General features: G+C 56.4%; 20 protein-coding genes. 9 read left to right on the forward strand and 11 right to left on the reverse strand.

All coding sequences use genetic code 11. The annotated features are described in order from the left end of the window. Positions 1-62: 62 nt before the first annotated feature. Together nudK and aegA are read right to left on the reverse strand one after the other, a co-directional pair. Positions 63-653 carry a GDP-mannose pyrophosphatase NudK gene (gene nudK, locus C3451_RS03570; RefSeq protein WP_045309153.1) on the reverse strand — a complete coding sequence of 197 codons (591 nt, stop codon included), beginning with the start codon at positions 651-653 and terminating at the stop codon, positions 63-65. A 67-nt stretch (positions 654-720) separates the two neighbouring features. Continuing rightward, a complete protein-coding gene (gene aegA, locus C3451_RS03575) occupies positions 721-2,697 on the reverse strand; it encodes a formate-dependent uric acid utilization protein AegA (RefSeq protein ID WP_072050123.1) in 1,977 nt (658 codons plus the stop codon). A 152-nt stretch (positions 2,698-2,849) separates the two neighbouring features. Here aegA and narQ point away from each other — a divergent pair, with 152 nt between their 5' ends. Beyond that, positions 2,850-4,544: a nitrate/nitrite two-component system sensor histidine kinase NarQ gene (gene narQ / locus C3451_RS03585; RefSeq protein ID WP_045621183.1), complete on the forward strand. Its 1,695-nt coding sequence runs from the start codon at positions 2,850-2,852 to the stop codon at positions 4,542-4,544. 141 nt (positions 4,545-4,685) lie between these two features. Further along, the gene (acrD, locus tag C3451_RS03590; protein WP_045621185.1) at positions 4,686-7,799 is read left to right on the forward strand and encodes a multidrug efflux RND transporter permease AcrD; all 3,114 of its coding nucleotides are present in this window, start codon (positions 4,686-4,688) and stop codon (positions 7,797-7,799) included. Positions 7,800-7,909: 110 nt separating this feature from the next. Here the strand turns inward: acrD and ypfM are convergent, their stop codons facing one another. Next, on the reverse strand, positions 7,910-7,969 hold the full coding sequence (gene ypfM, locus C3451_RS03595; RefSeq protein WP_100181659.1) for a protein YpfM: 60 nt from the start codon (positions 7,967-7,969) through the stop codon (positions 7,910-7,912). Positions 7,970-8,356: 387 nt separating this feature from the next. Between ypfM and C3451_RS03600 the strand changes: the two genes are divergently transcribed. The 3 genes from C3451_RS03600 to C3451_RS03610 are packed head-to-tail and all read left to right on the forward strand — an operon-like array spanning position 8,357 to position 10,066. After that, complete coding sequence (locus C3451_RS03600) at positions 8,357-8,713, forward strand: ArsC family reductase (protein WP_045309148.1); 357 nt, start codon at positions 8,357-8,359, stop codon at positions 8,711-8,713. A 3-nt stretch (positions 8,714-8,716) separates the two neighbouring features. Continuing rightward, positions 8,717-9,844 (forward strand): succinyl-diaminopimelate desuccinylase, encoded by a 1,128-nt coding sequence (dapE, locus tag C3451_RS03605; protein ID WP_017383496.1) that lies wholly within the window; start codon positions 8,717-8,719, stop codon positions 9,842-9,844. Between the two features lie 24 nt (positions 9,845-9,868). After that, positions 9,869-10,066, forward strand: coding sequence for a YpfN family protein (locus C3451_RS03610; RefSeq protein WP_000383991.1), 198 nt, complete (start codon positions 9,869-9,871; stop codon positions 10,064-10,066). Between the two features lie 38 nt (positions 10,067-10,104). Here C3451_RS03610 and ypfH read toward each other — a convergent pair whose 3' ends face one another. From ypfH to dapA, 6 genes are all read right to left on the reverse strand, one after another. Further along, the gene (gene ypfH, locus C3451_RS03615) at positions 10,105-10,800 is read right to left on the reverse strand and encodes an esterase (protein WP_045309147.1); all 696 of its coding nucleotides are present in this window, start codon (positions 10,798-10,800) and stop codon (positions 10,105-10,107) included. A gap of 73 nt (positions 10,801-10,873) precedes the next feature. After that, on the reverse strand, positions 10,874-12,820 hold the full coding sequence (locus C3451_RS03620) for a GNAT family N-acetyltransferase (RefSeq protein WP_045621187.1): 1,947 nt from the start codon (positions 12,818-12,820) through the stop codon (positions 10,874-10,876). After that, on the reverse strand, positions 12,820-13,689 hold the full coding sequence (locus C3451_RS03625) for a neutral zinc metallopeptidase (protein ID WP_045621188.1): 870 nt from the start codon (positions 13,687-13,689) through the stop codon (positions 12,820-12,822). The genes C3451_RS03620 and C3451_RS03625 overlap by 1 nt, the downstream gene beginning before the upstream one ends. A 120-nt stretch (positions 13,690-13,809) precedes the next feature. Continuing rightward, positions 13,810-14,523, reverse strand: a complete 714-nt coding sequence (gene purC / locus C3451_RS03630; RefSeq protein ID WP_001171626.1) for a phosphoribosylaminoimidazolesuccinocarboxamide synthase — start codon at positions 14,521-14,523, stop codon at positions 13,810-13,812. A gap of 109 nt (positions 14,524-14,632) precedes the next feature. Beyond that, complete coding sequence (gene bamC / locus C3451_RS03635; protein WP_045621189.1) at positions 14,633-15,667, reverse strand: outer membrane protein assembly factor BamC; 1,035 nt, start codon at positions 15,665-15,667, stop codon at positions 14,633-14,635. Between the two features lie 16 nt (positions 15,668-15,683). Beyond that, the gene (gene dapA / locus C3451_RS03640; RefSeq protein ID WP_003860542.1) at positions 15,684-16,562 is read right to left on the reverse strand and encodes a 4-hydroxy-tetrahydrodipicolinate synthase; all 879 of its coding nucleotides are present in this window, start codon (positions 16,560-16,562) and stop codon (positions 15,684-15,686) included. Between the two features lie 145 nt (positions 16,563-16,707). On the opposite strand from dapA, the gene C3451_RS03645 reads away from it, so the two are divergent. Both C3451_RS03645 and bcp read left to right on the forward strand, forming a co-directional pair. Beyond that, positions 16,708-17,277: a glycine cleavage system transcriptional repressor gene (locus C3451_RS03645; protein ID WP_063139227.1), complete on the forward strand. Its 570-nt coding sequence runs from the start codon at positions 16,708-16,710 to the stop codon at positions 17,275-17,277. After that, a complete protein-coding gene (gene bcp, locus C3451_RS03650) occupies positions 17,277-17,747 on the forward strand; it encodes a thioredoxin-dependent thiol peroxidase (protein ID WP_022648972.1) in 471 nt (156 codons plus the stop codon). Before C3451_RS03645 ends, bcp begins: the two co-directional genes overlap by 1 nt. A gap of 532 nt (positions 17,748-18,279) precedes the next feature. Here bcp and C3451_RS03655 read toward each other — a convergent pair. Further along, a complete protein-coding gene (locus C3451_RS03655) occupies positions 18,280-19,344 on the reverse strand; it encodes an AI-2E family transporter (RefSeq protein ID WP_003860546.1) in 1,065 nt (354 codons plus the stop codon). 220 nt (positions 19,345-19,564) lie between these two features. Here C3451_RS03655 and bepA point away from each other — a divergent pair, with 220 nt between their 5' ends. Together bepA and arsC are read left to right on the forward strand one after the other, a co-directional pair. Next, positions 19,565-21,028, forward strand: coding sequence for a beta-barrel assembly-enhancing protease (gene bepA / locus C3451_RS03660; protein ID WP_003860547.1), 1,464 nt, complete (start codon positions 19,565-19,567; stop codon positions 21,026-21,028). Between the two features lie 13 nt (positions 21,029-21,041). After that, positions 21,042-21,398: an arsenate reductase (glutaredoxin) gene (gene arsC, locus C3451_RS03665; protein WP_022648973.1), complete on the forward strand. Its 357-nt coding sequence runs from the start codon at positions 21,042-21,044 to the stop codon at positions 21,396-21,398. Here arsC and C3451_RS03670 read toward each other — a convergent pair. Beyond that, the gene (locus tag C3451_RS03670) at positions 21,395-22,219 is read right to left on the reverse strand and encodes a homeodomain-like domain protein (protein WP_045621467.1); all 825 of its coding nucleotides are present in this window, start codon (positions 22,217-22,219) and stop codon (positions 21,395-21,397) included. The genes arsC and C3451_RS03670 overlap by 4 nt on opposite strands. Positions 22,220-22,327: the final 108 nt, after the last annotated feature.

Consider the following 22,327-nt stretch of genomic DNA (forward strand, 5'->3'; position numbering starts at 1 on the left):
CGTGCCCTGGGCGGGCTGGCTCAATCGGATTTATCGGATAGATTTATCTGAAATACAACTTATCACGCTACCGCCGCAGCATTCATCAAACCGCTGGTTTGCAGATACTGCAACAGGATCACCGCTTTACCGTCGCGGATCTCGCCGCTTTTCACCATGTCGACAGCCTGAGCGAAAGACATTTCCAGCACTTCAATGTCTTCATCGTCCACGCCACCGCCCCGGTGCGTGCGCTGGGCATCGGTGTACTCCGCAATGAAGAAGTGAACCAGCTCGGTAACCCCGCCAGGGGACATAAACAGCTCAAAGACTTTCTGCACCGCCCCCACCTCAAAGCCCGTCTCTTCAATGGCTTCTTTGCGGATACACACTTCCGGCTCATCGTCGTCCAGCAGACCTGCACAGGTTTCAATCAGACGTCCGTCCGCGTTGCCATTGACCCATGTCGCGATGCGAAACTGGCGGATCAGCACCACGCTTTGCTTTTCACGGTTATACAGCAAAATGGTTGCACCATTGCCCCGGTCGTAGACTTCGCGTTTATGGCGAATGACGTCCCCGCTCTTACGGGTGAGATCGTAAGTGATGTTACGCAGGACAAAGTAATTTTCAGAAAGGATTTTGTCTTTAATAACGGTAATGTTCAGGGACATACGGGCTCCACGGCAAAATGAGTCTGTTTATACTACGCCGTGATGCCCGCTTTGTCGCCCGTCTGCGTTAATGCATGTTGCGCGGCGGCACGCCAAGCCAGTCCATGATCCCCTGCGCGGCATGGCGCCCTTCCGCCATCGCGGTGACCACCAGATCCGCACCACGTACCGCATCACCGCCAGCAAAAATCTGCGGATTCGAGGTCTGGTAGCGGTAACGGCTCTCCACGGAGGCCCTGATGCGCCCCCAGTCGTCGGTGTCGACGCCCTGCGCCTGAAGCCACGGCATGGCGTGCGGATTAAACCCAAACGCCATGATCACCGCATCCGCTGGCATGACAAACTCACTGCCCGCCACCGGGACAGGACGACGCCGCCCCTGCGCATCCGGCTCGCCCAGACGGGTGCGCAGCATCCGGATACCCTTGACCTTCCCGTCGGTATCCAGCGTGAGCTCAACCGGCTGGACATTAAATTCAAAGGCCGCGCCCTCTTCTTTCGCGTTTTTAACCTCTTTCTTTGAGCCCGGCATGTTGGCCTCGTCCCGCCGATAGGCGCAGGTTACTTTCGCCGCGCCATGTCGCAGCGCGGTGCGCACGCAGTCCATCGCCGTATCGCCCCCGCCCAGCACCACCACGTTTAACCCCTGCGTGTCAATAAACGGCTCGTCTGCGGCAGAATCAAGGCCCATCACGTTCCGCGTATTTGCCACTAAAAACGGCAGCGCGTCGTACACGCCCGGCGCGTCTTCATGAGGGATACCTGCTTTCATGGAACGATAGGTCCCTACGCCGATGAAAAGGGCATCGTAGTCGTTTTGCAGTTGGGCCATCGACACGTCTTTTCCCACCTCGCAGTTCAGCTCGAAGCGGATACCCATCGCGCTGAATATCTCTCTGCGCCGCGCTAACAGGGATTTATCCAGCTTGAAGGCCGGAATACCAAAGGTCAGCAATCCGCCGATTTCCGGATGGCGATCGTAGACCGTCACACCGATGCCGCTGCGCACCAGTACGTCGGCACAGGCCAGCCCTGCCGGACCGGCACCAATGATGGCGACGCGCTTACCGACCGGTGTAACGTGGCTGACGTCCGGCGTCCAGCCCATCGCCAGCGCCCGATCCGAGATATATCGTTCGATATTACCGATGGTTACCGCCCCTGACGCATCCCGCAGGGTGCAGGCGCCTTCACATAATCGATCCTGTGGACAGACGCGGCCGGTAATTTCCGGTAAACAGTTAGTCTGGTGAGAAAGCTCAGCCGCACCGATGATATCCCCCGCCCTGATCCGCTCAATCCACTGCGGAATATGGTTATGCAGCGGGCAGGTCCACTCGCAAATGCTGTGGTCGCCACATTTCAGGCACCGGGATGCTTCGCGCTGCGCCTGTTCCGGGCGAAACGGCAAGTAGATCTCGTTAAAATGGCCGGCGCGCGCGTCGGGGCTGAGCTTATCCGGCTCACCGCACGCCGGGGTGTTTTGCATCTGTTGCCGTTTGGTTTGCGGAGGGACTGACTGAACCGCCTCGCTGTGCCACGGCAGCGCGTCCAGCCTTGCGCTGCGCTGTCGGCGCTGTTTAACCAGCTTATCCAGCACGGCTGGGGTGGCGAGCGTAAGCACCTCTGCCGGGCAGTTTTCAACGCAGGCCGGGCCTTGCGGCCTTTCCAGGCAGAGGTCGCATTTGTGCGCCGAGGCCTTTACGCTGTCGTTTTCAAGCGGGGTGATCAGCATGTCCATCGTGCCAAACGGGCAGGCCACCACGCAGGCTTTACAGCCAATGCATTTTTGTTGATTGACCTGTACGCTGTCGCTGTGTTGCGTGATGGCTCCGTTCGGGCAGCTTTGCGCGCAGGGCGCATTTTCACAGTGGTGGCAGGTCACTGGGCTTTTTCGCAAGCCAGAGGTAAGGACCGTAATGCGGGGATGAAAATGGCGCTCGCTCAGCGCGTGCTGCTCCCCGTTGTGCGCCATCACACAGGCAACTTCGCAGGCGCGACAACCGATACACTGTTGAGCGTTGGCCATAATAAAACGATTCATAACAACACCTGTTTTTGGTTCAATAACCTTATTCTTTATATTGTTATCGTATTTACCCACAGTGGCATGGCGACGCAATGTTCAAATGCCCAGGAAGGCGAACTATTTCCAGTGAACCTGTGGCAGATCAATTTAATTCAGGAAGCTGATGAGTGACCGTTAAACGCCCCGTATCGGGAAGCCTGGCTCGGGCTTTCTTTTCGATGATTGTCTTGTCCGTTCTGATCAGCGCCATTGCGCTGGTTACACTCGCCAGCAGCCAGCGCGACGCCGAGGCGATTAACATCGCCGGATCGCTGCGCATGCAGAGCTACCGCCTGGGCTACGAAATGCAGCGCGCCAGCCCGTCACTGGCAGAGCACCGCGCGGTCTGGCAGAAAACGCTGAGCGCGCCTGCGTTGCAGAAGCTAAACCGCTGGTATGTGCCAGAGGACGTCAAACAGCGTTACCAGCAGTTGCAGCTTGGCTGGCAGGAGATGGACACGCGTATCGCCAGCGGCGATACCGGGTGGTATCAGAGCCACATAGAGGATTTCGTGGGCCGGATAGATGCCTTTGTGCTGGCGCTACAGCACTACACCGAACATAAGATACAGCTGGTGATTTTCATGTCGCTGACGGGCGGCCTGGGCATCCTGCTGCTGGCGGTGATGACCCTGCGGCGCATCCGCCGTCAGGTTGTGCTGCCGCTGAATAATCTGGTGGCAGCGAGCGAGCGTATCGAACAGGGGCAGTTCGATACCCCCGCGCCGGATATTATGCTTCCCAACGAGCTGGGCCAGCTTTCCCGCGCCTTCAACCATATGTCGGCGGAATTACACACCCTGTACCGTTCCCTGGAGCACTCCGTTGCCGAAAAAACCCGCCACCTGAATGAAGCGCATCAGCAGCTTGAAATGCTGTTCAAATGCTCACAGGCGTTGAATACCGGGCAGATAGACAGCCACTGCTTCCGGCATATTTTGCAAATTGTGCATGACTATACGCAGATGAATTACCTGCAATTGCGCACCAGTGACGACTGGCAGCTTTACGAAGGACAGGAGTCCCCGGGCGAGAAAATGCACAATTTACCGGTATTAATGCAGGACACCCTGTACGGCGAACTGCGCTGGCAAAGCGCGACCGGGGATGTTCCGCTGCCGCTTATGGAAAGCGTGGCGACGATGCTGGGCCGGGGGCTCTATTTCAATCAGGCGCAGAAACATTATCAGCAGTTGCTGCTGATGGAAGAGCGCGCCACCATCGCGCGTGAGCTACATGATTCTTTGGCGCAGGTGCTCTCCTATTTGCGTATTCAGCTTACGCTGCTGAAGCATGCCGTGCCGGGCGACAATGCCCCGGCGCAGACCATCATTACGGACTTCTCCCGCGAGCTGAATAACGCCTGGCATCAGCTACGCGAGCTGCTCACCACCTTCCGCCTGACGCTCAACCACGCCAATCTTCCTGCCGCGCTACAGGAGTCTCTCGACGGTTTGCAAAGCCAGACCAGCGCGAAGCTGGTGCTTGACTGCCGTCTCTCATCGCTTGCGCTGGACGCGCAAAAACAGGTGCACCTCTTACAGATTGTGCGTGAGGCAGTGCTGAATGCGATTAAACATGCCGACGCCAGCGAGATTGTGGTCAGCTGCGTCACCACCGCGGACGGTACTCACACGGTCACGATCTGTGACAACGGTATTGGTATCGGCGACGCCAGTGAACCGCCGGGGCATTACGGGCTGAATATCATGCGCGAACGCGCGGGACGGCTCGGCGGAACATTACACTTTTCTCAGCCCCCACAGGGCGGTACACAGGTCAGCGTGACGTTCCGGACACCTGCGGCGCAGGCTGAAAAATAGCGGGAAAGAAGGCGCGCTGAAAAAAGCGCATGATAATTTACATTATCTCCTTTATTTCTCCACGTTTGACCTAGGCCTTACCGCTAAAGTTAGGCGGGCAATAAACAATAATGACGTGCAGCAAAACGAGGTCACATTTTAATGGCGAATTTTTTCATCGATCGCCCCATTTTTGCCTGGGTGCTTGCAATCCTGTTGTGTCTGACGGGTGTCCTGGCGATTACTTCCCTTCCTGTTGAGCAATACCCCGACCTCGCCCCCCCTAACGTGCGTATCACGGCGAACTACCCTGGCGCCTCGGCACAGACGCTGGAAAATACCGTCACGCAGGTTATCGAGCAGAACATGACGGGTCTTGATAACCTGATGTACATGTCCTCGCAGAGCAGCGCCACGGGCCAGGCGACGGTAACCCTGAGCTTTACGGCGGGCACGGATCCGGACGAAGCGGTGCAGCAGGTGCAAAACCAGCTGCAATCGGCCCTGCGTAAACTGCCTCAGGCGGTGCAGAACCAGGGGGTGACCGTGCGTAAGACCGGTGACACCAATATTTTGACCATCGCGTTTGTTTCAACCGATGGCTCGATGGATAAGCAGGACATCGCGGACTACGTCGCCAGTAATATTCAGGACCCGCTCAGCCGTATCAACGGCGTGGGTGATATCGACGCCTACGGCTCGCAGTATTCCATGCGTATCTGGCTGGATCCCAACAAGCTGAACAGCGTGCAGATGACCGCCAAAGATGTCACCGACGCCATCGAATCGCAGAACGCTCAGATTGCCGTGGGGCAGCTCGGTGGTACGCCGTCCGTGGATAACCAGGCGCTTAACGCCACCATCAACTCCCAGTCGCTGCTCCAGACGCCTGAACAGTTCCGCAATATCACTCTGCGCGTGAATCAGGACGGTTCGGAAGTGCGTCTGGGGGATGTCGCCACCGTGGAAATGGGGGCGGAAAAATATGACTACCTGAGTCGCTTTAACGGCAATGCCGCGTCCGGCCTGGGGGTGAAACTGGCCTCCGGCGCTAACGAAATGGCGACCGCGCAGCGGGTGTTAGAGCGTCTGGATGAGCTGTCGCATTACTTCCCGCACGGACTGGAGTACAAAGTCGCCTACGAAACCACCTCATTCGTAAAAGCCTCCATCGAAGATGTGGTGAAAACCCTGCTCGAAGCTATCGCGCTGGTGTTCCTCGTGATGTACCTGTTCCTGCAAAACTTCCGCGCCACGCTGATCCCCACCATTGCGGTGCCGGTGGTGTTGCTGGGAACCTTTGCGGTGCTGTATGCCTTCGGTTACAGCATCAACACCCTGACCATGTTCGCCATGGTGCTGGCCATCGGCCTGCTGGTGGATGATGCCATCGTGGTGGTGGAAAACGTCGAGCGCATCATGAGCGAGGAAGGGCTTTCGCCCCGCGAGGCCACGCGTAAATCGATGGGGCAAATTCAGGGTGCGCTGGTCGGTATCGCCATGGTGCTGTCGGCGGTATTTATCCCGATGGCGTTTTTTGGCGGCACTACGGGCGCGATTTATCGCCAGTTCTCGATCACCATCGTCTCTGCGATGGTGCTCTCCGTACTGGTGGCGATGATCCTTACCCCTGCTCTGTGCTCGACGCTGCTCAAACCGCTGCATAAGGGCGAACACCACGGTCAAAAAGGCTTCTTCGGCTGGTTTAACCGCATGTTTAACCGAAATGCGGCGCGCTATGAAGCGGGCGTGGGTAAAGTACTGCACCGCAGCGTGCGCTGGATGGTGGTCTATGTCCTGCTGCTCGGCGGCATGGTCTTCTTATTCCTGCGGCTGCCAACCTCGTTCCTGCCGCTGGAAGATCGCGGCATGTTTATCACCTCCGTACAGTTACCGAGCGGCTCGACCCAGCAGCAGACCCTGAAAGTGGTGCAGAAGGTTGAGAACTACTTCCATACTCAGGAGAAGGATAACGTGGTCTCCGTCTTCTCCACCGTCGGCTCTGGCCCTGGCGGTAACGGGCAGAACGTGGCGCGTATGTTTGTGCGCCTGAAAGACTGGGACCAGCGCGACAGCGATAGCGGCTCCTCCTTTGCCATCATTGAACGTGCAACTAAAGCGTTCAACAAAATCAAGGAAGCGCGCGTTTTCGCCAGCAGCCCGCCCGCTATCAGTGGCCTGGGCAGCTCAGCCGGATTTGATATGGAGCTTCAGGATCACGCGGGTGCCGGGCATGACGCGTTGATGGCAGCTCGCGATAAACTGCTCGAGCTGGCCGGGAAAGAGCCGCAGCTTACCCGCGTTCGTCATAACGGTCTGGATGACAGCCCTCAGCTACAGGTGGATATCGACCAGCGTAAAGCGCAGGCGCTGGGCGTCTCCATCGACGACATTAACGACACCCTGCAAACGGCATGGGGCTCAAGCTACGTGAATGACTTTATGGATCGCGGTCGCGTGAAAAAGGTCTACGTTCAGTCTGCTGCCAAATACCGCATGCTGCCGGACGATATCAACCGCTGGTATGTGCGCAATAACACCGGCGGCATGGTGCCGTTCTCGGCGTTTGCGACGTCACGCTGGGAGACCGGTTCGCCGCGTCTGGAGCGTTACAACGGCTATTCGGCGCTGGAGATTGTCGGTGAAGCCGCGCCTGGCGTCAGTACCGGTACTGCAATGGACATTATGGAAAAACTGGTTCAGCAGTTACCGACCGGCTTTGGCCTGGAGTGGACGGCGATGTCCTACCAGGAACGGCTTTCCGGCGCGCAGGCGCCTGCCCTGTATGCCCTGTCGCTGCTGGTGGTGTTCCTCTGCCTGGCGGCGCTGTATGAAAGCTGGTCAGTGCCGTTCTCGGTAATGCTGGTGGTGCCTCTCGGGGTCATCGGCGCGCTGCTGGCAACCTGGATGCGTGGCCTGGAAAACGATGTCTATTTCCAGGTCGGACTCCTCACCGTAATCGGATTGTCGGCGAAAAACGCCATTCTGATCGTCGAATTTGCCAATGAGATGAATGCCAAAGGTCACGAACTGATGGCCGCCACGCTGCACGCCTGTCGTCAGCGCCTGCGCCCGATCCTGATGACTTCTCTGGCGTTTGTGTTTGGCGTCCTGCCGATGGCCACCAGCTCCGGCGCAGGCTCCAGCAGCCAGCACGCGGTGGGAACGGGCGTTATGGGGGGAATGATTTCCGCGACGATTCTGGCTATCTATTTCGTACCGCTGTTCTTTGTGCTGATACGCCGTCGTTTCCCGCTGAAGGATAAGCCGGAATAACCCGTTGAAATAAAAAAAGGCGGCTTTACAGGCCGCCTTTTTATTGTGTGATTCTTTCACACTATGGTTATTTTAGTTAATTAAGTGCTCTTGCATTTCTTACCGGAAATTCATTTACGAAGCATGCCTTCGATAAAATCTTTCCAGTTCCCCAGTTCATGTTCAATCATAACAACCTCTCTTATTATTATGTGCATTCTACGAAAACGTATCATCATTGTGAAGCCACTTTAACCGATTGCTGTGATTGAGCCCCGCTGTGCTGGTAGGTTTAGGATCACTATGAGCGTTGCCGGGTAAATTTTATGTGACCTACAGCAATATTTTGAAATAGTCAGAAAAATGACAGCATTTTTAATTTCCCCCTGAGTTTATTGGCAATTTATACAGAGTGGACAACTATGCTTAAAAGATGGAACACTATTCAGCGTACAGCTGTTCGTTGAATTATGGAGAATTGTAAATCACGAAAAATTCCGAATGTGTTATATTCCACTTAAGGATATATCTTCGAAAATATTGAACATTTAATCCACACAAGAACAAAAGGATTCACTATGGTTGTGATGTACGGCATTAAGAATTGCGATACGATTAAAAAAGCCCGCCGCTGGCTGGAAGCACACAACATCGACTATCGCTTCCATGATTACCGTGCCGACGGGCTTGACCCCGCGTTTCTCCATTCCGCCATCAACGAACTGGGCTGGGAAGCGCTGCTGAACACCCGCGGGACCACCTGGCGAAAACTGGATGAATCTCTCCGGGCCACGATCAACAACGCCGACAGCGCAGCCAAACTGATGCTTGAAATGCCGGCAATCATCAAACGCCCATTGCTCTGCAAGCCAGGTCAGCCTATGCTGCTGGGTTTCAGTGAAACCCTTTATTCAGATTTATTCGTTGAGGTGTAGTCTATGTCATGCCCGGTCATTGAGCTGACTCAGCAGCTTATTCGCCGTCCTTCCCTTAGCCCGGACGACGCAGGTTGTCAGGCATTAATGATTGAGCGCCTGCGTGCCATCGGTTTTACCGTCGAGCACATGGATTTTGGCGATACGCAGAACTTCTGGGCATGGCGCGGTCAGGGGGAGACGCTGGCGTTTGCCGGACATACCGACGTAGTTCCCGCAGGCGACGCAGACCGCTGGATCAACCCGCCTTTTGAGCCAACCATCCGCGACGGCATGCTTTTCGGACGCGGCGCTGCGGATATGAAAGGTTCCCTGGCTGCGATGGTCGTGGCGGCAGAGCGTTTCGTCGCCCAGCATCCGAACCATAAAAACCGTCTTGCGTTTTTGATTACCTCCGATGAAGAAGCCAGCGCCCACAACGGCACCGTGAAGGTCGTTGAGGCGCTGATGGCGCGCAATGAACGTCTGGACTACTGTCTGGTGGGCGAACCGTCCAGTACCGAAGTGGTGGGCGATGTGGTGAAAAATGGCCGCCGTGGATCCCTGACCTGCAATTTGACCATTCATGGCGTGCAGGGCCACGTTGCCTATCCGCACCTGGCGGATAACCCGGTACACCGCGCCGCGCCGATGCTGAACGAACTGGTGGGCATTGAATGGGATAAAGGCAACGAATTTTTCCCGCCAACCAGCATGCAGATAGCCAACATCAAGGCCGGCACTGGCAGCAACAACGTCATTCCCGGCGATCTCTTCGTCCAGTTTAACTTCCGCTTCAGCACCGAACTGACCGACGAGATGATAAAAGCGCGCGTGATTGCGCTGCTAGAGAAATACCAGCTGCGCTATACCCTCGACTGGTGGCTGTCTGGACAGCCGTTCCTGACGCAGCGCGGTAAACTGGTGGATGCGGTAGTGAACGCCATCGCGCACTATAATGAGATTAAGCCACAGCTGCTGACAACGGGCGGCACGTCTGACGGACGCTTTATCGCCCGCATGGGCGCACAGGTTGTCGAACTGGGTCCGGTTAACGCGACGATTCACAAAATCAATGAATGCGTGAACGCTGCCGATTTACAACTGCTGGCCCGCATGTATCAACGTATTATGGAGCAGCTCGTCGCCTGACGGGTGCTTAAAGAGGATTAGCGAATGGACTGGCTTTCAAAGTACTGGTGGATTCTGGTGTTGGTATTTCTGGTAGGCGTGCTGCTTAACGTGATTAAAGATCTCAAGCGCGTTGACCACAAAAAGTTCCTTGCCAACAAACCGGATCTTCCGCCGCACCGTGATTTTAACGACAAGTGGGACGATGAAGACGACTGGCCGAAGAAGGACCAGAAGAAGTAATCGCTCTGTTTCCCCTCTCCCTAAGGAGAGGGGAAACCTCACATAAACTCGACGATATCATCGTCATTCGGCTTACCGCCGCTGAGCGCTTCATCAAAGTAGTGCTTCGGTACGGTATAACGCAGATGATCGAGCGCGAACTGCATGCTGCGATCGTCAATGGCATGCCCCAGATCGTCCACGATATCCAGCGTCACATCCCCGCCTTCACGCATCAGCGCGTCCTGGGCCGCAACCGCATGCGAAAGCTCAATTACCCGGTCTTCACCCCCATGAATGAGATGGATCGTGGTCTGCGTGGTCGCGCTTTGCGGTAACGTCGCAAAACGCCCATTGAAGGCAATCACGCGGGACACCAGTCCGGGCTGCGCTTTTACGCTTTCCAGCGACATGATTGAGCCCTGAGAGAAGCCAATCAGCGCTGTTGCATTGGCACCTACGCCGCTCTGCTGCTGCCAGTAACGCACGATATCGATAAAGGCTGGCATAACGGCATCAATACGTGCCTGACGATTTTCCTCCGTCACGCCCTCGACGGAAAACCACTGCCGCCCGTCCGGACCGCAGGGCTCCACGCCGCCGATACTGACGATCAGCGCGTGTGGGAAAACGGGTGCAAACCAGCTGCCAATCTGTCCCATATTGACGGCATTGTCGCCCACGCCATGAAACAGAAGCAGTAGCTGTTTAGCAGGTGTATCCGGGCTTTGCACAACAAAATGGTCATGTTTCATGGCGATCTCCTTAATTGTTAAGCAGGATTTTACGCCTCTGCGGGGTAATGACCATGCCACTTTACTGAAGAAGTCATTGAAAAAATTGCCATTGCAAAATGTCGGCTTTCAGCCGCTGGCTACGGGAGTAATCAAGCCTTTCAAGCGCGTGAGCGATTTCCTCGCGTAGCTTCGCCAGCAACGCTTTGCGCCCGAAATCGTGCGTATTCCCTTCCATTTTCCCACGCAGCGCCGGGAGCGGCATATCCACGGCAAACAACAATCGCGTTAGCGCCGCAACCGAGGTTGAAAACGCCCGGTGCGCAAAGGCAAACCCCGCCAGCTCCAGCCAGTCGTCACTATTAAGGGTAGCTTCCCATGCATCCATCACCGGGATCTTTTCGCCATTCCAGGCCGACAGGACGCGCATATCACGACATAAACGCTGATGCGCCTCTTCGCAGAGCTGATGCCCCGCCTCGCTCAGCGGCAGCAACGCCATCGCCGTATAGCACCCGCTGCTGGCCTCCCGGTGGCTGCCCATTCGCACCAGCACAAACCCGCACTGCCGCCAGAAACGCCACAGCTCGTCGGTATAGCCAAAGCTGACCGAGAGATAATCTTCTCCGCTGGCACTGCGGATCAGCCCCTGGCCGATGCCTTCCCGCTGGCGATGAGGATGAACCGCAATACGGCTGACGCGTCGGCCTTTCAGCGTCGCCGCGAGAGGCGATCCGCCGTGGGCAGCCAGCGACTGTGCCACCAGATTTCCACGCGGCCGACGAAATCCCGCCCACACCGCGCGACTAAGCTCTGGGGATAAGCCGCCCTCCTCCACCAGCCAGAGAGCACCGGCGAGGGTTGAGTCGGTTTCAGCAACGGTAAAATGCTGTCCCGGCGCGTCCATCATCCGGCGTAAATCGAGGGGGGACGTCCGGTAGTGCGCGGCACACAGCAGTTCATACACGCCTGCCCCGCGCGCCGGATCGCTCTCCCACACCCCGGGCTCCAGCGACGTTAAACTTACCTCCCCTGCCGGTTTGCGATCGATAAGCGCATCGTCGAACAGCAGCGCGTTCGCCACGATTCGCTCAAGAGGACATCCGGCAGCCCAGCGTACAGGGGTTGATAAGGTATATCGCCGCAGACCGCTGAACCGGGCGCAGAACTTCAGCAGGAATCCCCTGCCCGTGCCTTCATAACCCTGCACCGTAGTGGTCAACAACACGCGGGAAAAGCGCATCGTCAGTTTCTCGAGCAGCGGGCCGGGGATGGCGGCCGCCTCATCGACAATCAGCCAGTCAGCTTCTGTTGTGGAGGCCAGCAGCGCATCCGGGGCCATAAAGTGAAAATGTTCCCCGGCGAAACGCGCGATGACATCCGTCGCCCCTTTTGCCGGTGCGGTCACTACAGCACTACCCTGAATGCCGTTGAGCAACATGCCCGCCAGGGCGGACTTTCCTCGTCCGCGCGGGGCCGTCACGGCAGCCACGCCAGCAGGCATGGTCAGAAGCGCGTCGAGGATCGCAGCCTGCTCGCGCTGCGGTTCACCGCTGGCGGGCTGCCAGGCGGGTAAATCTGGCGCAACGGGAAGGCACAGAGGACGATGTTGATGCCAGACGATAGCATCTGAATCGGCGGCCAGCGTCCGGCAAAAATGGTAAACAAAGTGCGGGGTGGCGATCGGCTCGGCGCTGTCGCTCCAGCGTAGAGAATCCGCGTCGGGCTTGTTAGCCCAGACGGAGAACGGCGGCACCAGCAGCACCAGAAGGCTTCCGGCGCGCAGGGTCCCGCTGAGGGCGGCGAAGGCCGAGACGTCAAACCCACGACGCGCGTCAAAAACGGCGTGCAGATATTCACGTCCCAGCAGGCCGCTGATGGCCTTAGAGGGGTTTTCCTCCAGCCACAGCCAGTCTCCTGGTAACGTATCGCGCAGGATGGTCGCCTGGCTCAACGTCCACGCTTCATCGCCGCTAAGCACCACCAGCCGGCGGTGCCCGGTACGCTGAAGCTGGTTAACCAGCTGTTCAACCCCCAACATCACATAGCTTTGCCGAAGGTATTACACTGCGACGGGTTGCCGCTGTCAAAGCCACGCTTAAACCAGCTGTAGCGCTGCTCTGAGGTGCCATGGGTAAAGCTGTCCGGCACAACGCGCCCCTGGCTTTGCTGCTGCAAGCGATCGTCACCAATCGCCTGTGCGGCATTCAGGGCCTCTTCCAGATCGCCTGTTTCCAGCACGCCCTGCTGCTGCATGCTGTGTCCCCAGACGCCAGCGAAGCAGTCGGCCTGAAGCTCCATGCGTACGGAGAGATGATTCACCTCCGCCTGAGGCGCATTCTGCTGCATCTGACGCACTTTAGGTTCAATGCCGAGGAGCTTCTGCACATGGTGGCCGACTTCATGCGCGATCACGTAGCCCTGGGCAAAATCGCCGTCGGCGCCCAGCTTGCTTTTCATGTCGTCATAGAAGGAGAGATCGATATAGACGGTGCTGTCCGCCGGGCAGTAGAACGGCCCCATAACGGACTGCCCGGTGCCGCAGCCGGTGCGGGTTGCTCCCCGGTACATCACCAGTTTTGGCGGCTGATAAGTCCGCCCCATTTTCTCGAACTGCTGACCCCAGGTATCTTCAGTCGTCGCGAGAATAACGGAAGTAAATTTCGCCGCTTCATCTTCATTCGGGCTGATGGAGCGCTGAGAATACTGCTGCTGTTGCCCGGTTTCACCGGTCATCAAACCGGTCAGGTCGACACCGTAGTAGCCCGCTACCAGCACGACGACCAGCAGAATAATACCGCCCTTGCCGCTGGGTAACCGGAAACCTGGCCCGCCCATAGACGGCCCACCGCCACCACTGCTGCGTCTGTCTTCTACGTTGTCACTTTCACGACGCCCTTGCCAGCGCATAAACACCTCGAACTATTCCATTTATAATAGCTATGATCGTAGGCGGTTAATGAAAGGATTACCATAGTAAACAAGGATAAGACGCCAAAGGATGCCAACATCCTTTGGCAAATGCGCAGTTTAGTCGAGCTTAACGCCTAAACGGTGAGCAACCGCTTCGTACGCTTCGACCACGCCACCCAGACTCTGGCGGAAACGGTCTTTGTCCATTTTATCCAGCGTCTCTTTGTCCCACAGGCGGCTGCCGTCAGGAGAGAACTCGTCGCCCAGCACCACTTCGCCTTTGTACAGACCGAACTCCAGCTTGAAGTCGACCAGGATCAGGCCCGCGTCATCAAACAGCTTTTTCAGCACGTCGTTGGCTTTGTAGGTCAGTTCCTGCATGCGCGCCAGGTTCTCTTTGCTGACCCAGCCGAAGGTTTCGCAGTAGGATTCGTTGACCATCGGGTCATGCATGGCGTCGTTTTTCAGGAACAGATCGAACAGCGGTGGATTCAGTTCGATACCCTCTTCAATGCCCAGACGCTTCACCAGGGAGCCTGCGGCACGGTTACGGATCACGCACTCAACCGGCACCATATCCAGTTTTTTTACCAGACATTCCGTATCGGACAACAACGCTTCCATCTGAGTCGGGATACCGGCTTCGGCCAGTTTGGTCATAATGAAGTGGTTGAACTTGTTGTTCACCATGCCCTTACGATCGAACTGCTCAATGCGTGCGCCGTCTCCTGCTGACGTATCATTGCGGAATTCGAGCACCAACAGATCCGGGTTTTCCGTGCTGTATACGGTTTTCGCTTTGCCACGATACAACTCAGCTTGCTTCTGCATCTTCATTACTCCTGGTGTGATGATTTGTATTCAAAACTGGCCATATTATGCCACGCACACGTTTGCGTGGCACGAAAATAAAAAGGGCTGGATTAACCAGCCCTCACTATTATTTGCTGAATGCGGCCTGGAAGGCAGCGACAAGCGCATCGTTCTGCGCCTGGGTCAGCGTGTGTCCTTTCGGATCGATAAACTGCAGGCTGCTGCGGTTATCGAGGTCGCCGACCTGGATTTTGTAGTCACCGGAAGGCAGCTGTGGATCGCTTGCCCCCAGCTCCTGCCAGGCACTTTCAGACAGCGGCTTATAGGTCGCTGTGATGCTGCCCGTTGAACGGGTGCTGTCGGTCACCTTCATGCCCACTTTTTCCAGCGTGGCTGGCAGACGCTGCCAGGTCTGGTTAAACGGCGCACGCACCACCAGCATTGGCAGGCCGGTATCGTCTGCACCGCTCTGCACGTCAAACGTTGAACCGTTACGGTTCTGCGCGGCGTTTGCGGCATCAGCAGCGTTCTTATCCAGACCCGCTGCAATCACGTTCAGCATTTCGGTACTGTAGCGCTGCATGGCGGACGGATCGGCAACCGGTTTACCTGCCTGCTCAAGATTCAACAGCTTAACGGTAACCGCCTGCTGATAACCCTGCGGCTTAACGGAGACTTGATAACGACCACGATACTGCTGGTCTTCATCGAGACGGTTCCACTCAATCCAGTCGGTGGTTAAGGTCTGGCTGGCGTCGTCGCGTTTATCAATCGTATAGTTTTTCGACTGAATGACGCTCACAACCTGCGGCCACAGCGTGGTACCGCGTGCGCTTTCCACCAGCAGAGAAGCTGTATCACCGGCGAACTGCGTGCGCGCGCCACTCACCAGCGCCAGAGGCTGAGCTGGTGGACGAATATCGAGCGCTTTACCCACCAGGCCGCTGCCGTTGGTAACCGGAATATTATAATCACCGTTCTGGATCGGCAGGATCATGCCGGCAGGCGCGTGAAGTTCAGCAAGCGGCGGCGCATCCAGATAGGATTCATCACCGCTCACCTGGCGCTTGTAGCGCGAGTCTGAACTACAGGCAGCGAGGAGCATAACAAGCGAAACACCCGCAACCTTGGCCAGGCGCGACTTCTGTACTGAATAAGCCATCAAATCTCCCTAAACTTTACAGCAAACCGGCATGCTTCAGCGCGCCAGCGACAATTTCACGACCATGGTCGGTAATCGGTGTCATTGGCAGACGCAGCGTGTCGGTTGCTACAAGCCCCAACTCCTTACATGCCCATTTCACTGGGATCGGATTGGGTTCGACAAATAATTTATTATGCAACGGCATCAGACGCTGATTAATCACGCGAGCTTCATCAAAGTGACCGGCTGCGGCCAGTTTGCACATGTCAGCCATATCACGCGCCGCCACGTTCGCCGTCACGGAAATAACGCCGTTACCACCGAGCTGCATAAAGTCCAGTGCGGTCGCATCATCACCGCTCAACAGGATAAAGTCGTCTGAAACCAGCTCTTTGATCTGATGAACGCGGCTTAAGTTCCCTGTCGCCTCTTTAATCCCGATAATATTTTTTACTTTCGAGAGACGGCCAACGGTTTCCGGCAGCATATCGCAACCGGTACGGGACGGCACATTATACAGAATTTGTGGCAAGTCAGTATGTTCAGCGATGGCTTTGAAATGCTGGAACAAACCTTCCTGAGTTGGGCGGTTGTAGTAAGGGGTCACCGTCAGACAGCCAACAATGCCGCTGTCGTTAAAACGCTGAGTCAGGCTAATGGCCTCTGCCGTTGCGTTTGCGCCCGTACCCGCGATGACCGGAATACGCCCGTCCGCCAGTTCCAGGGTCAGCATCACAACATCGCCGTGCTCTTCGTGGCTCAGCGTGGCGGATTCACCGGTAGTCCCTACCGAAACGATCGCCGAGGTTCCATTGGCGACATGGTAATCAATGAGCTTCTTCATGCTTGACCGGCAGACATTACCTTTTTCATCCATCGGTGTAACAAGCGCGACAATACTTCCCGTGAACATGAGCCATCCTCTGTGCGAACAAGAGCCTCAATGTTACGTTTGGAACTGTAATAAAAGCAAGCGACCTGAGGCTCTCAGGCGGTTGTATGCATGTTTTTTTTATGCTTTCCTTAGGAAGACTTAACCACGCAAAGGAAGAACAGGTTTGACAACCTCATCACAACATTACCTGGTTATCACTGCGCTGGGTGCTGACAGGCCGGGTATCGTGAATACCATCACTCGCCACGTGAGCAGCTGCGGCTGCAATATCGAAGACAGCCGGCTGGCTATGCTTGGCGAAGAGTTCACGTTCATCATGCTGCTTTCCGGAACATGGAATGCCATTACCCTCATCGAATCTACCCTGCCGCTGAAAGGCGCAGAGCTGGATTTACTGATTGTGATGAAGCGCACCACCGCGCGCCCGCGTCCGGCTCTGCCTGCCACAGTCTGGGTACAGGTTGAAGTGCCTGATTCACATCATCTGATTGAACGTTTTACGGCACTGTTTGACAGCCATCAGATGAACATTGCCGAACTGGTTTCCCGCACGCAGCCTGGCGATGAAAACGCCATCCCGACGCTATTTATTCAAATTACCGCCCACAGCCCTGCCTCGCAGGATGCGTCAAATATCGAGCAAGCGTTCAAAGCCCTCTGTACAGAATTACACGCGCAAGGCAGTATAAGCGTCGTCGATTATTCGCAGCACGAACAGGATGGAGTTGAGTAATGAACCCACTGAAAGCCGGTGATATCGCACCGAAATTTAGCTTACCGGATCAAGACGGCGAGCAAGTAAATTTGACCGACTTCCAGGGACAGCGTGTTCTGGTCTATTTCTACCCGAAAGCCATGACCCCGGGCTGTACCGTACAGGCCTGCGGTTTACGCGACAACATGGATGAGTTGAAAAAGGTCGGTGTGGAAGTGCTGGGCATCAGCACCGATAAACCAGAGAAGCTGTCACGTTTTGCGGAAAAAGAGCTGCTGAACTTCACGCTGCTTTCCGATGAAGACCACCAGGTTTGCGAGCAGTTTGGCGTCTGGGGTGAGAAGTCCTTTATGGGCAAAACGTACGACGGTATTCACCGCATCAGCTTCCTGATTGACGCTGACGGTAAAGTTGAGCACGTGTTTGATGATTTCAAAACCAGCAACCACCACGACGTGGTGTTGAACTGGCTGAAACAAAGCGCCTGATAAACAGCAAAACGGCAACCCAGGTTGCCGTTTTTGGTGTTTGCCCCCTCTCCCCGTGGGCTGAGGGTTCCCCACAAATTAATGCGAGCACTGAGCAATCCCCTCGCCCCTCCGGGGAGAGGGTTAGGGTGAGGGGAACATACGGCGGTGGTGGTCATTCCGTTCACTTTATGTTCCTTGCTACTCTGTAACGACATGACCGGTGAACGTGCCAGGGTGGCTCAGTCGCCACCACCCTGGCGACCCGGGCTCCCGGCGGTAAATCGCCGCTTCGCGGTGCCCTCGGCTTATTCCTTCCGGCTTATCGGGTACGGGCGGAGGCAACGTCCCTGTAAAGCCGCCCTCTCGGCGCATCCCTGCGCCTCGCCCCGGCCTGCAGGAAACGCCTCAGCGATTTACAGCCGGACCAGAGCATCGCTGACAGCCCTCAGCCATTTAGAAAGCAACTTTATTGCTTCTGCATAAAAAAATTACTGGGGATCCCTCAGCCCCGTGGGAGAGGGTTGGGTGAGGGCATCAGCCCGCACTAAATCTACTTCTCTTCCACCGCCGGCACATCCGGCCACGCGTGGACCACGGCTTTAATCAGCGTCGCCAGCGGAATGGCGAAGAACACGCCCCAGAATCCCCACAGCCCGCCGAAAATCACCACTGACAGGATAATCACCAGCGGATGCAGGTTAACTGCTTCTGAGAACAGCACCGGTACCAGCAGGTTCCCGTCCAGTCCCTGAATAATCAGGTATACGGCGAAACAGCTCCAGAACTCCGTACCCAGACCAAACTGGAACAGCGCCACACCGACTACCGGAATGGTCACCACAAACGCGCCGATATACGGGATCAGAACCGAGAATCCGACCAACACCGCCAGCAGCAGCGAGTAGTTCAGCCCGAAAATCACGAAGCCAATCCAGGTCGCCACGCCCACCACAATCATCTCAAGCACTTTGCCGCGAATGTAGTTGGTGATCTGCTGGTTCATCTCCTGCCAGACCTGTCCTGCGAGACCGCGATTGCGCGGCAGCACGCGGCGCACCGCATTCAGCATCTGCTCTTTATCTTTGACCAGGAAAAACACCATTAGCGGCACGAGAACAAGGTAAACCGCCAGCGTCAGCAACCCCACCAGCGAGGCCAGAGAGTATTTCACCACCGAGTCACCCATGGTCATGATGCGGGCGCGCATGTTTTCGGCCATCGCATCGATGATCCCGGCGTCCATCAGCGCAGGATAGCGGCGCGGCAGCGTGGCGGCAAAATCAGACAGTTTATTCAGCATGCCGGGCATGTCGCGGATCAGGTAGATCCCCTGTTGCCAGGCGATGGGCATCACCACGAAGGACATCAGCAGCAGAATGCCGACAAACAGCACCAGGACAATGCTGGTCGCCCAGCGTCGGGAACAGCCGATATGTTCCAGACGCGCGGTGGGCCACTCCAGCAGATACGCCAGCACAATCGCCACCAGAAGCGGTGCCAACAGGCCACTAAAGAAGAACAGGATACCGAATCCGGCAACCAGAATGACCAGCAAAGCAATGGCTTCCGGATCGCTAAACCGACGCCGATACCACTGCATTAACATTTCGAGCATACAACCCTTCCCTGAATCGAATGGCGGGAGTGAGACGGTGAATTGTATCTAACTGTCACAAAAAAGACTTTCCTTTTTGTTTCACTGTCAGGTTTCGCAAAACCCTGATGAATGGGATTTTCTTCATCTCTTAACACGGCTACACTCGCAGAGCAGCGGAGATGAACGTTATGCGGGTTCATCGGTCAAATTAGCACATCCAACATACAGGACAGTGGTTATGTTCAGGCAGTTGAGAAAAACACTGGTTGCGACACTGATTGCCGCCGTGACGGTGGGTCAGGTGTTGCCCGCTTTCGCTGACTCGTCCGATTCATTGCCGGACATGGGCACCACGGCAGGAAGCACGCTCTCCATCGGGCAGGAGATGCAGATGGGTGATTATTACGTACGCCAGCTGCGCGGCAGTGCTCCGCTGATTAACGACCCTTTGCTGGTGCAGTACATCAACGGTCTGGGGATGCGACTGGTGGCGCACGCAGACTCGGTAAAAACGCCCTTCCACTTCTATTTAATCAATAACGACGAAATCAACGCCTTCGCCTTCTTTGGCGGGAACGTGGTGCTGCATTCGGCGTTGTTCCGTTATTCCGATAACGAAAGCCAGCTGGCGTCCGTCATGGCGCACGAAATTTCGCACGTCACCCAGCGCCATCTGGCGCGTGCGATGGAAGATCAGAAGCGTAACGCCCCCCTGACCTGGGTGGGCGCGCTGGGCTCTATTCTGCTGGCGATGGCCAGCCCGCAGGCCGGGATGGCGGCGCTTACCGGGACACTGGCGGGAACGCGTCAGGGGATGATCAGCTTTACCCAGCAGAATGAGCAGGAAGCAGACCGCATCGGCATTCAGGTTTTACAGCGTTCCGGCTTTGACCCGCAGGCTATGCCGAGCTTCCTGGAAAAACTGCTCGACCAGGCACGCTACTCGTCGCGCCCGCCTGAAATTCTATTGACCCACCCGTTGCCGGAAAGCCGTCTCTCGGATGCGCGTAACCGTGCTAACCAGATGCGTCCGGTCGTCGTGCAGTCCTCGCAGGATTTCTACATGGCCAAAGTGAGAACGCTTGGCATGTACAACTCCGGACGTAATCAGCTCACCAGCGATCTGCTGGACGCGCTGGCGAAAGGCAACGTGCGCGAGAAGAACGCCGCGCAGTATGGTCAGGCACTCCAGGCGATGGAGGCCAGCAAGTACGATGAAGCGCGTAAAGCCCTACAGCCGCTGCTGGCGTCGGCGCCTGACAATCCGTGGTATCTCGACCTCGCAACCGATATCGATTTAGGACAGAAAAAAGCGACCGATGCGATCAACCGTCTGAAAGGGGCGAAAGACATTCGCAACAATCCGGTATTGCAGCTAAACCTGGCGAACGCCTACTTACAGGGCGGCCAGCCCGGCGAGGCGGTGACCATTCTGAACCGCTATACCTTTAACAATAAAGATGACCAGAACGGCTGGGAGCTGCTCGCCCAGGCCCAGGGGCAACTGGGTAATCGCGATCAGGAGCTGGCCGCGCGTGCGGAAGGTCTGGCGCTTGCGGGGCGCCTCGATCAGGCCATTTCCCTGCTAAGCAGCGCCAGCTCACAGGTGAAGCTCGGCAGCCTGCAACAGGCCCGCTACGATGCGCGAATCGACCAGCTGCGTGGCCTGCAACAACGCTTTAAGCCGTACGAGAAGATGTAATAAAGGAGAAGTCATGACAGACGCGGTAAAAATTTACCATAACCCTCGCTGCTCCAAGAGCCGCGAGACTCTGAATCTGCTGAAGTCTAACGACATCGATCCGGAAGTGGTGTTGTATCTGGAGACGCCCCCGGACGCGCAGACGATCCGCCAGTTGCTGAAGATGCTGAACATGGGCAGCGCACGCGAGCTGATGCGTCAGAAAGAAGATCTGTATAAATCGCTCAATCTGAACGATACCAGTCTCACTGAAGATCGGCTGATTCAGGCGATGGTCGACAATCCTAAGCTGATTGAGCGCCCGATTGTCGTGGCGAACGGCAAGGCGCGTATCGGCCGTCCGCCGGAAGACGTACTCGGGATCGTCTAATCGTTACGCCGCAGCGCTTCCAGAAACGCCTGCGGCGTACTCTCCCCCAGCTTTTTCTGCGCTTTTCCCCGGTTGAAAAATTCACACAGCTGGATCAACAGTTCTCCCGCCGGTTCACTATTCACGCGCGGAATGATCTCACGTAACGGCACGGCGACCTGAAGGGCAAGATAATACTGTGCATGCACTTTTACGATGACGTTATGCTCCGGCAAGTTCACTTCTAGCCCAAAAGTCTCAATAGATTGAATATCAGCCGGACAGGCAGCCAGCACCTCGTTCGTCCAGCGGGTCAGCAACTGCGGCGAGACACCGGCATAAAGCCGGGCGTAGCACCAGCCGCTGACGGGTTCACGCGCCCAGAGCAGGTGTTGCTCCCCACCGTCGTCCATATGCAGCGATAGCGGCTGATGATGCAGAAGTAGCTTCTGCGGCATGATACCGGCCTTCAGCGCCTTTTTGCCCTGCAACGACGCCCCCTTTTGTCTTACCGAAGCCGGTTTGAGGTAGCGGTTCAGGGTCGCGCGGGAAACGGCGATCCCGAGTCCGTCATTCACCAGCAGCAGCAGTTCATCCAGCGGTGCCCCAGTGATATCCCGCAGGGCATTTATCAGTGCCGCCTGCTCTTGTCTCAATGCTTTGTGTATCACTTTTGGCGTTGTGTGGTTATCCGAAACCTGGTCGCGGTTGCGCCAGCGCCTGACGGTGGTGACCGAGATCCCCAGTTCAACAGCTAGCTCTCTGTCGCTTTTATCTGACTGCTGAAGATAGCGACGGATACGCGGTGTGGTGGTGGCGTTAGCATGCAGTTTGATTTCCATCGCGTCTCTCTCCGCAACTAATCTTATGAGATTTATAGTAGAACAGCGAATGCTTTGTGACCGATTTCACCTTTCGCTCGCCGCGCTTCACTGATAATCCACAGACAT

The sequence above is a fragment of the Enterobacter sp. 301B genome, from assembly GCF_003850715.1.
Classification (GTDB): domain Bacteria; phylum Pseudomonadota; class Gammaproteobacteria; order Enterobacterales; family Enterobacteriaceae; genus Enterobacter; species Enterobacter intestinihominis.

Bases quoted from the DNA above. Each gene is read 5' to 3' on its own strand.
- arsC (WP_022648973.1), top strand. From the start codon at position 21,042: ATGACAGACGCGGTAAAAATTTACCATAACCCTCGCTGCTCCAAGAGC.
- bcp (WP_022648972.1), top strand. From the start codon at position 17,277: ATGAACCCACTGAAAGCCGGTGATATCGCACCGAAATTTAGCTTACCG.
- bamC (WP_045621189.1), bottom strand. From the start codon at position 15,667: ATGGCTTATTCAGTACAGAAGTCGCGCCTGGCCAAGGTTGCGGGTGTT.
- C3451_RS03655 (WP_003860546.1), bottom strand. From the start codon at position 19,344: ATGCTCGAAATGTTAATGCAGTGGTATCGGCGTCGGTTTAGCGATCCG.
- C3451_RS03670 (WP_045621467.1), bottom strand. From the start codon at position 22,219: ATGGAAATCAAACTGCATGCTAACGCCACCACCACACCGCGTATCCGT.
- ypfH (WP_045309147.1), bottom strand. From the start codon at position 10,800: ATGAAACATGACCATTTTGTTGTGCAAAGCCCGGATACACCTGCTAAA.
- C3451_RS03625 (WP_045621188.1), bottom strand. From the start codon at position 13,689: ATGCGCTGGCAAGGGCGTCGTGAAAGTGACAACGTAGAAGACAGACGC.
- purC (WP_001171626.1), bottom strand. From the start codon at position 14,523: ATGCAGAAGCAAGCTGAGTTGTATCGTGGCAAAGCGAAAACCGTATAC.
- C3451_RS03610 (WP_000383991.1), top strand. From the start codon at position 9,869: ATGGACTGGCTTTCAAAGTACTGGTGGATTCTGGTGTTGGTATTTCTG.
- aegA (WP_072050123.1), bottom strand. From the start codon at position 2,697: ATGAATCGTTTTATTATGGCCAACGCTCAACAGTGTATCGGTTGTCGC.
- C3451_RS03620 (WP_045621187.1), bottom strand. From the start codon at position 12,820: ATGTTGGGGGTTGAACAGCTGGTTAACCAGCTTCAGCGTACCGGGCAC.
- dapA (WP_003860542.1), bottom strand. From the start codon at position 16,562: ATGTTCACGGGAAGTATTGTCGCGCTTGTTACACCGATGGATGAAAAA.
- dapE (WP_017383496.1), top strand. From the start codon at position 8,717: ATGTCATGCCCGGTCATTGAGCTGACTCAGCAGCTTATTCGCCGTCCT.
- acrD (WP_045621185.1), top strand. From the start codon at position 4,686: ATGGCGAATTTTTTCATCGATCGCCCCATTTTTGCCTGGGTGCTTGCA.
- nudK (WP_045309153.1), bottom strand. From the start codon at position 653: ATGTCCCTGAACATTACCGTTATTAAAGACAAAATCCTTTCTGAAAAT.
- bepA (WP_003860547.1), top strand. From the start codon at position 19,565: ATGTTCAGGCAGTTGAGAAAAACACTGGTTGCGACACTGATTGCCGCC.
- C3451_RS03600 (WP_045309148.1), top strand. From the start codon at position 8,357: ATGGTTGTGATGTACGGCATTAAGAATTGCGATACGATTAAAAAAGCC.